The organism is Halomonas sp. 1513, assembly GCA_001971685.1.
In the GTDB taxonomy this organism is placed as follows: Bacteria; Pseudomonadota; Gammaproteobacteria; order Pseudomonadales; family Halomonadaceae; genus Franzmannia.
Window position 1 is genome coordinate 3,424,633 of record CP019326.1, and the last position, 13,618, is coordinate 3,438,250.

The 13,618-nt window shown below is 66.5% G+C and carries 13 protein-coding genes; 4 read left to right on the plus strand and 9 right to left on the minus strand.

Features of this window, described 5'->3' with window-relative positions; all coding sequences use genetic code 11:
* The first annotated feature begins 103 nt into the window (after positions 1 to 103).
* Together BWR19_15555 and BWR19_15560 are read left to right on the plus strand one after the other, a co-directional pair.
* Positions 104 to 1,171, plus strand: coding sequence for an oxidoreductase (locus BWR19_15555; GenBank protein APX95061.1), 1,068 nt, complete (start codon positions 104 to 106; stop codon positions 1,169 to 1,171).
* A gap of 140 nt (positions 1,172 to 1,311) precedes the next feature.
* Positions 1,312 to 2,082 (plus strand): hypothetical protein, encoded by a 771-nt coding sequence (locus BWR19_15560; GenBank protein APX94238.1) that lies wholly within the window; start codon positions 1,312 to 1,314, stop codon positions 2,080 to 2,082.
* A 31-nt stretch (positions 2,083 to 2,113) separates the two neighbouring features.
* On the opposite strand, the gene BWR19_15565 is transcribed toward BWR19_15560, so the two are convergent.
* The 3 genes from BWR19_15565 to BWR19_15575 are packed head-to-tail and all read right to left on the minus strand — an operon-like array spanning position 2,114 to position 5,294.
* Positions 2,114 to 2,716, minus strand: a complete 603-nt coding sequence (locus tag BWR19_15565; GenBank protein APX95062.1) for a hypothetical protein — start codon at positions 2,714 to 2,716, stop codon at positions 2,114 to 2,116.
* Between the two features lie 29 nt (positions 2,717 to 2,745).
* Positions 2,746 to 4,014: a peptidase M42 gene (locus BWR19_15570; GenBank protein ID APX94239.1), complete on the minus strand. Its 1,269-nt coding sequence runs from the start codon at positions 4,012 to 4,014 to the stop codon at positions 2,746 to 2,748.
* A gap of 56 nt (positions 4,015 to 4,070) precedes the next feature.
* Positions 4,071 to 5,294, minus strand: a complete 1,224-nt coding sequence (locus BWR19_15575) for an amino acid oxidase (protein ID APX94240.1) — start codon at positions 5,292 to 5,294, stop codon at positions 4,071 to 4,073.
* A gap of 152 nt (positions 5,295 to 5,446) precedes the next feature.
* Here BWR19_15575 and BWR19_15580 point away from each other — a divergent pair, with 152 nt between their 5' ends.
* Positions 5,447 to 5,860, plus strand: coding sequence for an aminoacyl-tRNA hydrolase (locus BWR19_15580; protein ID APX94241.1), 414 nt, complete (start codon positions 5,447 to 5,449; stop codon positions 5,858 to 5,860).
* Between the two features lie 9 nt (positions 5,861 to 5,869).
* Here the strand turns inward: BWR19_15580 and BWR19_15585 are convergent, their stop codons facing one another.
* The 3 genes from BWR19_15585 to BWR19_15595 form a co-directional block, all read right to left on the minus strand.
* Positions 5,870 to 6,916: a proline racemase gene (locus BWR19_15585; GenBank protein ID APX94242.1), complete on the minus strand. Its 1,047-nt coding sequence runs from the start codon at positions 6,914 to 6,916 to the stop codon at positions 5,870 to 5,872.
* Positions 6,913 to 8,088: an alcohol dehydrogenase gene (locus BWR19_15590; protein APX94243.1), complete on the minus strand. Its 1,176-nt coding sequence runs from the start codon at positions 8,086 to 8,088 to the stop codon at positions 6,913 to 6,915. Before BWR19_15590 ends, BWR19_15585 begins: the two co-directional genes overlap by 4 nt.
* 207 nt (positions 8,089 to 8,295) lie before the next feature.
* Complete coding sequence (locus BWR19_15595) at positions 8,296 to 8,874, minus strand: NnrU family protein (protein APX94244.1); 579 nt, start codon at positions 8,872 to 8,874, stop codon at positions 8,296 to 8,298.
* Positions 8,875 to 9,043: 169 nt separating this feature from the next.
* Between BWR19_15595 and BWR19_15600 the strand changes: the two genes are divergently transcribed.
* Entirely contained in the window at positions 9,044 to 10,219 is a 1,176-nt protein-coding gene (locus BWR19_15600) for an MFS transporter (protein ID APX94245.1), read from the plus strand.
* Here the strand turns inward: BWR19_15600 and BWR19_15605 are convergent.
* From BWR19_15605 to BWR19_15615, 3 genes are all read right to left on the minus strand, one after another.
* Entirely contained in the window at positions 10,216 to 11,172 is a 957-nt protein-coding gene (locus BWR19_15605; protein APX94246.1) for a sensor domain-containing diguanylate cyclase, read from the minus strand. The genes BWR19_15600 and BWR19_15605 overlap by 4 nt on opposite strands.
* A 70-nt stretch (positions 11,173 to 11,242) precedes the next feature.
* A complete protein-coding gene (locus BWR19_15610) occupies positions 11,243 to 12,214 on the minus strand; it encodes a metal transporter (protein ID APX94247.1) in 972 nt (323 codons plus the stop codon).
* The gene (locus BWR19_15615) at positions 12,211 to 13,611 is read right to left on the minus strand and encodes a sensor domain-containing diguanylate cyclase (protein ID APX94248.1); all 1,401 of its coding nucleotides are present in this window, start codon (positions 13,609 to 13,611) and stop codon (positions 12,211 to 12,213) included. Before BWR19_15615 ends, BWR19_15610 begins: the two co-directional genes overlap by 4 nt.
* Between the last annotated feature and the right edge of the window lie 7 nt (positions 13,612 to 13,618).

The following is a 13,618-nucleotide window of genomic DNA, read 5'->3' on the forward strand; positions in this document are numbered from 1 at the left end:
TAATATGACGACGCCTGCTCCCGACAACGCCAGCGCGGTGATCGACTCCCGTTCCGGCGGCGAAAACGCCCGCCGCATCCTCAAGCGCGACCCCAACCCACAGCTGTTTCGCCCGGCCAGGTTCCGCTCGGTGGAGAGCCGCAACCGCATCATGATGTCGCCCATGTGCCAGTACTCCGGCCATGACGGACTCTCCAACGATTGGCACTTCGTGCACCTGGGTGCCCGGGCCACCGGGGGCGCCGGCTGGGTGTTCACCGAGGCGGTGCATATCGAGCCGCGGGGCCGCATCACTCCCAACTGCCTGGGACTGTGGAACGATGAGCAGCGCGATCGACTCGCCCGCATTGCCGCCTTCGTCGATGCCCAGGGCGCCGTGCCGGGAATACAGCTGGGACACGCAGGCCGCAAGGCCTCGGTGGGCCGCCCCTGGGAAGGCTCGCACCCCCTGAGCGCAGCACAAGGTGGTTGGGACGATCTGGTATCGGCCTCCGCCCTGCCCTACGCCCAGCAGTGGGGCGTTCCCGCCGCCATGACACCCAGCCAGATAGACGACTCCATGGCCAGCCTCAGGGAGAGCACCCGCCGCGCCCGGGAAGCCGGCTTCAAGGCACTCGAGCTGCACGGCGCCCACGGCTATCTCATTCATCAGTTCCTGTCGCCATTGAGCAACCGGCGTAATGACGACTACGGCGGCTCGTTCGACAATCGGATTCGCTTCCTGCTGCAATCGATCAGTGCGGTCAGAGAGGAGTGGCCCGATACGCTGCCGCTGTTCCTGCGCCTCTCCTGTACCGACTGGGTCGAGGGCGGCTGGACGCTCGAGGATACCGTGCGCCTGGCCAGGCTGCTCAAGGATGGCGGCCAAGTCGACCTGATCGACTGCTCGTCCGGCGGTAACGACCCGCGCCAGCAGATTCCCATTCATCCCGGCTACCAGATTCCCCTGGCCCAGGAAGTTCGCACCCAGGCGGATATCGCCACCGGGGCCGTGGGCCTGATTCACAGCCCCGACCTGGCCGAGTCGGTTATCGCCAACGGCCAGGCCGACCTGGTCATACTCGGCCGCGCCTTGCTGGCCGACCCTGCCTGGCCGCTGAGAGCAGCGGCCACCCTCAAGGCGGAAAACGTCGAGTGGCCCAAGCAGTACGAGCGCTCGAATATCTTCTGAGCACCTGGCGGGCTTGGCTAGATGTCCTCCCGCCCGCTCTTCAATGCCGAACCCCGGATAGATTCCATCTATCCGGGGTTCGGCATTTGGCAGGAGGCACGAGTATGCTTAGACAAAACAAGTCGAAATGACCAGGAGTCATGATGTCGAAGTTATCGCTGAAGCCGCGTCCTCGCGGCGGCCGCTGGCCGGTCGCCCTCGCCTGGCTGAGCCTGCTGCTGCTGGCCGGCGCGGCACTGATGATGGGCGGTGCGGGCCCCGCCCACCGGATGGGGCTTGTGGACCTGGGGAGCGCCTTCGGCTGGCTGCGCCAGGGCGCCTATGTGGCACTGGCCGCCGCGGCCCTGGGGCTGGTCACGCTGCTGGTGGCGAGCCTGTGCAAGCGGGTCAGGCCGGCACTAGCGGGCGGGCTGGTGATCATCGCGGTGGCGGGCATGATGTGGGTGCCCTACCAGCTGCAGCAGCGCGCCCAGCAGGTGCCGCCGATCCACGACATCTCCACCGACCTGGACAACCCGCCGGGCTTCGTGGCGCTGGTCGAGGCGCGAGAGGCCGCGCCCAACGCCGTCGACCACCCCGGCGAGCGCACCGCCCGCCAGCAGCGCGAGGCCTACCCGGATATTCAGCCCATCACCCTCGAGCTCACGCTGACCGAGGCCCTGAGCGCCGCCGAAGCGGCGGCCCTGGATCAAGGCTGGGAACTGGCCGACGTGGGCGGCGACCGCCTCGAGGCGACCGCCACCACCCGCTGGTTCGGCTTCAAGGACGACGTGGTGATTCGCCTCAGCGAGGTCGAGGGCGGCACCCGAGTGGACGTGCGCTCGGCGTCGCGGCTCGGGCGCAGCGATATGGGCACCAACGCCCAGCGCATCCGTGACTATATGGCCGCGCTACGCGCCCGGGTCGAATAGCGCCGCCCCAAACGGCAGCCAGGAGCAACCGCTAGTCGGCCGGGCTCACTTCGCCACTCGCCGGATCGAGTCGATAGCCCTCGCCGTCCACCTCGAACAGCAGCAGGTCGTCCTGCCATTCCCGTACGAGGTACTCGCTTTCCGGCGGGACCTCCTCGGCGTGGGCCGGGATACGCACCGACTGGGCATTGGCCTCCACCGTCTGACCCTCGGCGTCACCGGCGACGACCACCAGGCTGCGACTCGGCGCCGGGCCCTCCAGGGCGAACACCGCATACTCGCCATCGTCACGCCACGGCCCCGGCTCGACCTGGCCACCATACTGAAAGGCCGCCGGACGCAGCGTGCCGTCCTCGATGCTGAGCAGCCAGCCGGCGGCATGGGCTGCGCCTTGCGTAGTGAGCGCCAGGCGGGTCTCATCCGGCGACAGCTCGGCCGCCACGAAGCGCTGCGCGGCGCCAAACTCGGCGTCGTCATCGATCGGAATATTGCTGGGCACCTCGCCGATATCCAGCAGGCGCTCGTCATCGGCGCCCCGAATCGCCTCATCCGATACTGCCAGCGGCATCAGGCTGGCAGTGGCCGTCTCGTCTGGGGGCGAATCGCTACAGCCGGCAGCGAAGGCGATGACCATCCCCAGCGCGCCGCCGCGATACACTGATCTCACGCGCCCTCCTTCTGCTCCTTGTCCTCTTTATCGGGCTTGGCGTGGCCCTGGTGGGCCAACGCACCGGCCTCGTCCAGACGCGGGTGGTTGTCGAGGAACTCGCGGTGGATATCGGGCAGCGCATCCAGCGCCTTGAGGGTGTGGGTCAGGGCATGGATGGCAGCCAGCACGTCCTGGGTATTGCCGGTCTCGGAGATGGTGTGCATGTTGCGGATCGGGAAGCCGATCGAGGTCGCCGCACAGTCCACCGCAGCGAGCACCCCGGCCATGCCGTCGGTGCCGGTGTCGGCGCCGACGATATCGCGCTGCAGCGGGATGCCCTGCTCCTTGGCGGTGGTCGCGATAAGGCGGTTGAGCTGCTCGCTGGCAATAGAGCCCACCGACATGGTGAAGCCCTTGCCCATCTCCAGCGGCTGCATGCGCCGGTCGCCGATGCCCGGCGCGGCCACGTAGTCGTGATTGACGTCGACGCCGATCAGCGCATCTGGCTTGAGCTCGCCGGCCAGCACCCGGCTGCCGAAGCGGCCGATCTCTTCATAACTGGCGATGGCGAACATCACCCTCACCTGCTCGGTGCCGCCAGCCTCGGCGATCAGCCGCGCCACCTCGGCGGTGACGAAGCAGCCCAGGCCGTTGTCCAGGTAGGCGCCGTAGAAGGTGTTGGGGCTGAAGCCGGGGCGGATCGGACGGTCGAACAGGATAGAGTCGCCGGGGCGCACGCCGAGGTTGAGCACCTGCTGCTTCTTGTTCTCGCCGTGAATCTGCAGGTCGAGGTAGATCTGCTCCTTCTTGAGGCCCTTGCTGCCGTCGCGCTGGGCCGGGTCGGAGAAGTGGATCGCCCCCAGTGCCTCGACGGTGCCGCCACGAATCACCCGGTAACTGCCGGGCTGCTCAGGGTCCTCGCTGAACAGCTTGACCTCGTGGCCGATCAGCACCCCGGGCAGGAAGGAGTCGGTGTTGATCCAGATCTTGCCGTCGTCGCCGATGCTGCGCACCTGCATGCGGATCTTGTCGGCGTGGCCGATGATCATCACCTTGAACATGTCGTCGCGGCCGGGATGGGTATCCAGCACCACGCCGGCATGCCCCTTGTACTGGTGCAGATGCCACCCCTTGGGCGCAAAGCCGTCAAAGTAGGGCTTGAGCACGCCGTAGGTCATGGCGCCCTCAAGGCCTATCGGACTCGGCGCATCGAGGATGCGGCGCATCAGGGTGAACTGCTCGTCCGGCATGGGTTGAGTCCAGGGCTTGGTCGCGTCGCTCATCTAGGTCTCTCGCTGATTGAGGAAGTATCTCCCCAGTCTGCCAGATTTCGCGGCGCCTAACCTGCCGCTGGGCGAAGCCGCGCGAATGAAAACAGCGCCGCCAGCGGGTGATCGCGTCCTTCGATCGAGGCGCGCAGCAAGCCGGCCCCTATCATGCTGTAGCTGATACCGTTGCCGCCGTAGGCCATGGCGAAAAGCACGCGGGGGCCATATTGCGCGTGGGGGCCGAAGAACGGCAGGCCATCCTCGGTCTCGGCAAAGGTCCCGCCCCAGGAGAAGGTCGGGGTCATGGGCAGTGCGGGGAACAGTGACTCGACCTTTTCGGCCAGCCCCTGGGCCTTGTCCTGGACCCGCTGGTCTCGACGCGAGGGGATATCCTCATCGTCATCGTCGCCGCCGACCAGCAAGCGGCCATCGCCGGTAGTGCGCATATAGAGGTATGGCCGCGCCGACTCCCAGACCATGGTCGTGGCCAGGCGGCCAAGCGCCTCTGGCGCGATGGGATCGGTAATGAAGGCGTAGCTGCTGCGATTGACGGCGAACGACTCATTCAGCCAGCGCTGTGACTCATAGCCGGCGGCCACCACCAGCTGCCTGCAGCGCAGCGTATAGCCCGCCATCGTGCTCAGCGTCACGCCGCCGCTATCGGCAGCGACCGTTTCGACCTCGGTACGATCGAAGACCTGACCGCCATGCTCGGCCACGCGCATGAACAGCTTGTAGGCCAGGCGGTAGGGGTCCACCCGCGCCGCGAGATGGGTCAGGATGGCGCCCGGCGCCTCGATGCCGAAGGCGCTCTCGAGCCCCTCGCGGCTCAGCCAGTCGGCCTCGAAGCCATGCTGCCGGCGCAGGTCATACTCCTCGCCCAGGCTCGCCAGGTCCTCATCACCGCTGGCGTAGTACAGGCTCTGCTGGTAGCCGAAATCCACATCGCCCAGCTGATCGGCCAGTGCGGAAAGATCCGTGATGGCATCGGCACAGGCGCGATAGGCCAGCACGGCATTGTGCTCACCATAGCGCTTGGCCAGATCGACCATGTGGGTATCGATTTCGTACTGCAGCAAGGCGGTACTCGCCGCCGAGCTTCCCCAGCCCACCTCGCGGCGCTCCACCACCACCACATGCTGACCATGGCGCGCCAGCTCATCGGCGATCAGGGCGCCGGTGATGCCGCCGCCGATGACCACCACATCGCAATCCAGGTCTTCGGCGAGCTTGGGGAAGGCGTGCATCAAGCCATTCTTGACGGCCCAGAAGGGGTAACCGCTTTTCAGGTCCATGCGCTTGTCTCTTTCCTTGAGATGATGTCATGCCAGAAGGCAGACGCTACCACGAGCGTAGCCGTAAACCTGGCGTGGCACTGTGCGGGCCAAGTGCGCGCTAGGTCTATGCTAGGCTAGCGCTTTTCCCTTCTGCCATTAATGAGACCCACATGCTTCGTATTTCCAACAGCGTGGAGCTGGGCGACTGGGAAATCGAGATCAGCCAGATCCGCGCCCAGGGCGCCGGCGGACAGAACGTCAACAAGGTCGCCTCGGCGGTACATCTGCGCTTCGATATCCCCAACTCCAGCCTGCCGCCCTTCTACAAGGAGCGGCTGATGGCGCTCTCCGATCAGCGCATCAGCAAGGAGGGGGTGGTGGTGATCAAGGCCCAGAGCCACCGCACCCTGGAACTCAACAAGGAGGATGCGCTGGCGCGCCTGCGCACGCTGATCCGCGAGGCGGTCAAGCAGCAAAAGGTGCGCAAGCCCACCAAGCCGACCAAGGGCTCGCAGCGCCGCCGGGTCGACAGCAAGACCCGCAAGGGCAAGACCAAGTCGCTGCGCGGCAAGGTCGACGTATGAGCGGGCGGCTCACGACCGCTCGGGGTGAGCGCTGGTCAGGATATGGTGCAAGCCGCCGCACTCGACCATTACATCGTCGCAGTTGACGACGATCTCCGAGCGCGCCAGCACGTAGCTCTTGCCGGTGATGGTGTTCTCCACCACGTGGCCGTTGCCCTCTTCACGCGCAGCGATGAACTCGCCGATGAAGCCGGTCTCGCGCAACGACACGGTCTCCAGCTTGTCACCGGGCTGGATGCTGCCCTCGTAGTGCATCAGCGCCAGCCGCGCCGAGGTACCGGTACCGGTGGTGCTGCGGCAGATCACCCCGGGATGCACGTAGGTGGTCGAGCGTGAGCGGTAGAAGTCGTCGGCGACCTGTTCCACCGGCCCCATGAAGTGCAGGAACGGCAGCGGCCCCACGTCGCCCAGGGTGTAGTGGGAAAAGCCGCGCTCGGCCTGGATCGCCTCGACGATCTTGTGGGCACACTCGGCCAGCTGGCGCTCTTCGGCACGGTTGAGCGAGAAGCCAAGCTCGGCGGCATCGACCAGCGCATAGAAACCGCCGCTGTAGGCCACGCTATAGGTCACGTCGCCGATCTCCGGCACATGGATCTTGGCGCGGTAGGTGTCGATGTAGCTGGGCAACCCGCCGCAGGTGATCGCCTCGACCACGCCGTTCTCGACCCGCGCCTCAATGTTGACCAGTCCGGCCGGCGACTCGAGCACGAAGTGCTGGGTGCCCTCCTGCTTGGGTACGATGCCCGCCTCGAGTACCGCGGTGGCGGTACAGATGGTGTTGGAGCCGGAGTAGATCGGGTAGCCCATCACCTCCATGATGATATAGCCGGCGGCGGCGGCCGGGTCGGTGGCCGGCACGATAAGGTCCACCGACATCTCGGGTATGCCGTAGGGCTCTTCCAGCAGCAGCCGGCGCAGGCCGTCGGCGTCATCGCGCAGGTAGTGCATCTGCTCGCGTACCGTGGCGCCGGGCAGCGGGTCGATGCCGCCGGTGACGATGCGGCTGACGTCGCCGCCGGCGTGGGTATCCATCAGCTGCAGGGTCAGTTCACTCATGGGCGTTGCTCCAGGGCAAAGGGGGCGCCGTGTTCGTCCCACTCGGCGTCGGGCACGATCACGATCTTGCCCAGGTAGTTGCTGCCACGATTGACGAAGTAGCGCTCCGCGGCGTGCAGCTCCGAGAGCTTGAAGGCGGCGTGGAGTACCGGCTTGAGCTGGCCGGCGCGAATCCACTCCACCAGCTGTTCGGCCTCTTCCCGCGTGCCGTGGGAAACGCCGAAGATCTGCACCTGGTAGAGGTAGATGCGCGTCCACATGATCTCGCTGAGGTTGCCGCCGCTGGCGCCGGCGATCGACAGCCGCGGATAGTCGGCGCGGCGGTTCATGTCGACGATCATGGTGTCGATGAAGCGGTCGGTCATCTCGCCGCCAACCAGGTCCATCACCGCATCGATGGGCGCCCCGCCGGTGGCGGCGAGCACCTGATCGGTAAAGTCATCCATGCGGGTACGGTCGAATACCGCCTCGGCGCCCAGCGCCTCGAGCGCCTCGGCCTTGTCGGCCTGACTCAGCGCATAGGGGATGGCACCGACGATGCGGCACAGCTGGATCAGCGCCGTGCCCACGCCGCCGCTGGCGCCGGTGACCAGCACATGCTCACCGGCCTTGACCCGCGCCGAGGTCATCATGTGGTAGGCGGTCTGGTAGGAGCACATGCCCATCGCGGCGAGCTCGGCATCGGCCAGCTCGGGGTTGGGCACAGGGTGGAACTGGTCCGCCGGCACCGCGACGTACTCGGCGTAGCCGCCGTCGGCGCCGTGGCCGTAGTAGTCCGGGGTCAGGTTGATGTTGCGCCGGCCGTCGGCGTAGAGGTTGAAGTCGAGCAGGCCGCGCTCGCCGATGCGCGCCGGGTCTACGCCGTCGCCCACCGCCGCCACGCGCCCGGCGATGTCGGCGCCCTGGATGCGCGGAAAGGTCAGGGTCGCCTCGCCGCCCATGGCGAACGAGGTCACCTCGCCCTTGTCCTTGGTCGGGTAGAGCCCCTCGCGGGCCTTGCGGTCGGTATTGTTCTTGGCGGTGGCGGTGACCCGCACCAGCACCTCGCCGGGGCCAGGGCGCGGGGTCGCCACGTCATGGCGATACTCGAGCTTGTCGACGTCGCCATGGCCGGTCAGCAGCATCGCCGACATGGTGGCGGGAATGGCATCTGTCGATGATACGGGGGCCATAGGCGGTCTCCTCGCAGAAGCGATCGATTCACGCTGCGACGATAACAAACTCAGCCCTCGTGCCTAGCCCAGATTTTTTTCGAATGCGGGCCCTCCAGCACGAGAAATTTTCGCCTCGCCGCCTCGCCGCCACGCTGCATCGGCACCCCCGGCGCCAGGCGCGCGACGCGCCCGGCTCGCCACCGCTGGCGTGGATATCGGTGGCGATCAGCCCATCACCGGCATGCCGGTGACCAGCACGTGAAGGTGGAAGGCAAACAGGTAGTAGGCCACCAAACCGATCACCACCGTCAGCACGGTGGCAACGGTGCGGCTCTCGCGGGGGGCCGGCGGGTTGGCGCGGTCGCGCTGCTTGGCGGCGCGGAACGCCAGGATCGCCCACACCAGGAAGGCGCCAAAGAAGACGATATCGCCGAGCCGACCGTTGGCCAGCAGGTGAGCCAGCGCCCAGATCTTCACCGCCAGCATCATCGGGTGGCCGAGCTTGGCCTTGATGGCATTGTGCGGCACGTAGGCGGCCACCAGCATGATGAACGCCGGGATCATCAGCAGCAGCACCAGATGGCGCAGTCCGGTGGGCGGGAACCACACGAAGATCGGGTCGAGGCGCATCTGGCCATAGCCCCAGATGGCGATGGCCAGGCCGAGCACCGAGACCGCCGAGTAGGCGAGCTTCCAGGTCGTCTCACCGAGGCGCTCACACTGCGCCTGACGCCAATCGTCGGCGAAGATGCGCACGGAGTGGCTGCCCAGGAAGATCAGCAGGCCGAGAATCATGATCAACATGTAGGAAATGCTCCAGCAGAAAGTGTCAGGTGCGCCAAGCATGCCACAACCCACCGGCCGGGGCATGACAAGCGTGATCGCGGGCTTGAAGATCGCCATCTGAATCGTTCAACATAGCCGCCTTCAGCGCCGGGCAGCCTGTGCCCCATGCGCTCGCCAAGGACCGGTCATGCTGCACTTCCCCAGCCGTCACCACCGCCAGGTGACCCTCAGCTACTTCCTGCTGTTCATCGGCGTCGGCATGACCGGCGGCCTGCTCGGCCCGGCGCTGCCGCACCTGGCGGCGATGACCGACTCGAGCATGAGTCAGATCGCGATGCTGTTCACCGCCCGCGCGCTGGGCAATATGAGCGGCGCCTTCATCACCGGCCTGCTGATGGATCGGCTCAACGGCCATCGCGTGCTGATCGGCATGCTGCTGCTGACCGTGGCCGGCCTCGCCGTGGCGCCGCTGAGCCCGTCGCTGTGGCTGCTGACCGGACTGTTCCTGCTGCTGGGCTTCTCCGAGGTGTCGCTCAATGCCGGCGGCAACACCCTGCTGCTGTGGCGTCACCGCGACGCCGCCGGGCCCCACGTCAGCGCCCTGCACTTCTGCTTCGGGCTGGGCAATATGCTGGTGCCGCTGGTCATGGTCGCGGCGCTGGCCATGACGGGCCTGTTCCAGTGGGCCTTCTGGGTGGTGGCCGCCTATCTGCTGGCGATGCTGTGGCCGCTGTCGCGACTCAAGAGCCCCAGCAAGCTGGCCAGCGATGAGGACGCCGCGCCGCGCGCGCCCAAGCATCACGACCCGCTGCTGCTGGCGCTGTTCATGCTGCTGTTCGCGCTCTACGTCGGGGCCGAGATCACCTTCGCCGGCTGGATCACCGCCTACGGCGTGCTCACCGGCCTCACCGCCGAGCGCGCCGCGCTGCTGGTCACGCTGTTCTGGCTGGCCCTCTCCGCCGGGCGCCTGCTGGCGATCCCGCTGCTGCGCTGGTGTTCGCCGTGGGCGATCCTGATCGGCTGCCTGCTGCTCGGCGCAGGCACGGCGCTGGCGCTGCATGCGGTATGGCTGCCGCTGTGGCTGGGCTCGCTGCTGTTCGGCCTGGCGGCCTCGGCGATCTTTCCTACGCTGTTCAGCCTCAGCAACCAGGTGATGGAGATGAGCGGGCGCACCACCGGGCTGATCTTCACCGCCGCCGGCAGCGGCGCACTACTGGTGCCGTCGCTGACCGGCCCGCTGCTCGACCTGGCCGGCGCCGAGGCCTTCCCGCCGCTGCTCGGCGGCATGCTGGTAGTGCTCGGGCTGGGGCTGGCGGCGCTGCACCTGCGGCTCTCGCGCCTGCGCCAGCCGGCCTCTGCCTAATCCGTGGCACTGCAGCGGTTGCGCCCGGCTCGCTTGGCGAGGTAGAGCTGGACATCGACCTGATCGAGCAGGCTTGCCAGCGAATCGTCGTGGGCGGGAATCCTCGTCGCCACGCCCTGGCTGATGGTGATATGGCCCAGCGGCGAGGCGGCATGCGGCAGCTGCAACGCTAAGATCTCGCGTCGACAGCGCTCGGCCAACTGCAGGGCAGCGGGGCCCGGTGTTTCCGGCAGCACCCACATGAACTCCTCGCCGCCGAAGCGCGCAAAGCCATCGCGGGGCCGGGTGGCCACGCGGCTCAGCGCATCGGCGATACGCTTGAGTGCCTCGTCGCCGGCCAGATGGCCGTAGTGGTCGTTGTACTCCTTGAAGTGATCGATATCGATCATGATCAGCGACAGCGGCTGAGTGTTGCGGCGCGCCTCCTCCCAGGCCTGGGTGAGGTAGTCGTCGAGGCGACGGCGGTTGGCGACACCGGTCAGGCCGTCCTGGTAGGAGTAGGCTTCGAGCTCGCGCTGCAGGCGCACCAATTGCTCTTCGTTGGCCTTGCGCTCGCTGATGTCGAACATGAACCCGACCAGCGCCTCCACGTCGCCCGCGGCGTCGCGCACGACGTGCACCACATCGCGAATCCACACATAGTCGCCGTCGCGGGTCAGGGCGCGGTAGTCGGCCTCGTGGTCGCTGCCCTGGCGCGACTGGGCGACACAGAAGTCGACCACCCAGTCGCGGTCCTCTGGGTGCATGCGCGTCGCCCAGTCGTCGACGCTGACCCAGCTCTCCGGCGTCCAGCCCAGCAGCGCCTCGATCTGCGGCCCGATGTAGGCAAATTGCAGGGTCTTCCAGTCGATCTTCCAGGGGATCGCCTTGGTCGACTCCAGCAGGGTCTTGTAGACGCTGTGATCGAGCTCATCGTTTGGCGACGGATCACCCTCGAGGGGCAGCTTGCTCATGGTGGTTACCCCGCGACGCTATGGTGTTTTTTGATCCAGCACTGTCTCGCTAAGATAGCAGCCGTCGTCGTTAACGAAACCAGCCCCTGCGTTGAAAAAACCAAACCAGCGTTACCCCGATGCCGAGCATGACGCCGAGCACCACGAAGTAGGCGTAGCGCCAGCCGAGCTCCGGCATATGCTCGAAGTTCATGCCGTAGACACCGGCGATGAAGGTCAGCGGGATGAAGATCGCCGAGATCACCGTCAGCACGCGCATGGTGATGTTGAGCTGGTGGGAAGAGATCGAGATATAGCCGTTCACCAGATCGCCGCAGATGTCGTAGTACATCTGGGTCAGGCTATACAGCCGCTCGAAGCGCTCGTAGACGTCATTGATGGCGTGCAGGGTGTCGCTGTCGTCACGCGGCAAATGCCGGTAGTCGTAGGCGATCAGTTCCTGGGTAATGCCCTTGTGGTAGTTGAAGATGCGGCGCATCTTCACCAGCCGCGAGCGGTAGGCGGTGATACGCCGCATCAGCTGGTCGTTGCCGGCCTCGAGGAGTTCGTCCTCGAGGTCGCTGAGCACGCCCTCGAACTCCAGCAGGCTGTCGAGGTAGTAGCCCGCCGAGATATACATCACCTTGAGCGCGACCTGCTGCGGCGAGGCCTGCAGCAGTGCCGTGCCGTGCTCGTCGAACAGCCGCTCGATGCTGCGCGCCTCGCTGGGGTGCAGGCTGATCAGGAAGCGCTCGCCGATGAAGAAGCACAGCGGCTGGGCCCGGTAGTTGAGCTCGGCGTCGAAGGCGGCGATGCCGCGATAGATAACCAGGGTGTGGTGCTCGAACTCCTCGATCTTGGGCGGGTGCCGATCGCGGTGGGCATCGATGATCGCCAGTGGATGGCAGTCGAAGGCCTCGAGCATCTCGCGCTCACAGTCCTGGGATTCGCCCTGCATATCGATCCAGATATGCGCTTCGGTGCTGTCCCGCCAGGCGGCAATCAGCTCCTCGCCGCCCTGCTGCCAGCGGCCCGTGTCATCGACCATCAGCGTACGGATCATGAGTCGTTGGCATCCTCTGCCAGGTGTACCTGCGCCTTGCCGGCGCGCTTGGCGGCATACATCGCCACATCGGCACGCTTGAGCAGCTGGGCCGCGGTACCCACGTCGCCCGGCCCGAACAGCGCCACGCCGATGCTGGTGCTGACCTTGGCCTGGGCGTCGCCAAGCCTCACCGGCGCTGTCACACGCGCCACCAGTTTCTCGGCGAATGCCAGCGCGTCACCCGCGCCGATGCCCTCGAGCAGCACCACGAACTCATCTCCAGCCAGGCGTGCGACATGGTCCGTTCGACGCACCGCGTGGCGTAGGCGACGGGCGATCTCGCGCAGCAGCGCATCACCGGCATCGTGGCCGTGCTCATCGTTGACCGCCTTGAAGCCGTCCAGATCCATGAACAGCAGCGCCAGCGGCTTGCCGGAGCGAACCACCCGCGCCATCGCCTCGGGCAGCCGCTCGTCGAGGGCGCGACGATTGGGCAGGCCGGTGAGCACGTCCTGACGCGCCTCCAGGTCGCGCAGGGCGTCGAGTTGGAGGCGCTCGGTAATATCGTGAACGAAGATGCTGTAGTGGCGATCGGCACCGACCTCATAGGCGCGCATGCGCACCTCGACCGGCAGGGAGTGGCCGTCGTGACGCCTGGCCAGCGCTTCGCTGATGCTGCGCTCCCCCGCCTGAGGCAACGTCAGCGGGTCGATCAGCTGCGTGATCGACATCCCCAACGCCGCCTGCCGCTCGATACCAAACATCTGCCCGGCCGCACGGTTCCAGTCGGCGACTCGCGCCTGGCCGTCGAGGCCGATATAGGCGTCATAGGCGGTGTCGATGACCAGCCGCAGTTCAGTCTCACGTTCGTGCAGTACCCGATGCGTCTCGGCGTGATCGGCCAGGGTGATCGCCAGGCGGCGATTGGACTCGCGCAGCTGGATCTCCTGGTTGATGATCTCCGCCAGGTCCTGCAGCGTCTCCAACTGCTCGGCATCGAGCCGCCGCGTCCGGTAGTCCACCGCACACAGCGAGCCCAGCGCCACGCCGGCCGAATTATACAGCGGGATACCGGCGTAGAAGCGCAGGCCGTCGGAGCGATTGACGCCCGAAAAGTGTGCGAAGCGTGGATCCTGACTAAGGTCTTCGATCACCAGCGGCGAGCGCTGCTTGATGGTCCAGTTGCAAACCGACTCGCTACGCGGCGTGTGCTCGATATCCAGCCCGACTCGCGACTTGAGCCACTGCCGGTGCGCATCGATCAGGGTCACCAGCGCAATCGGCACCTCCAGCAGCCGCGAAACGATGCGCGTGACCCGATCGAAGGCCGGCTCGGCGCTGCTATCGAGCAGCTCGAGCTCATTCAGCGCCGCGAGACGTGCCTGCTCGTCTGCGGGTATCGGGTAGTCGCTCATTGCCTGC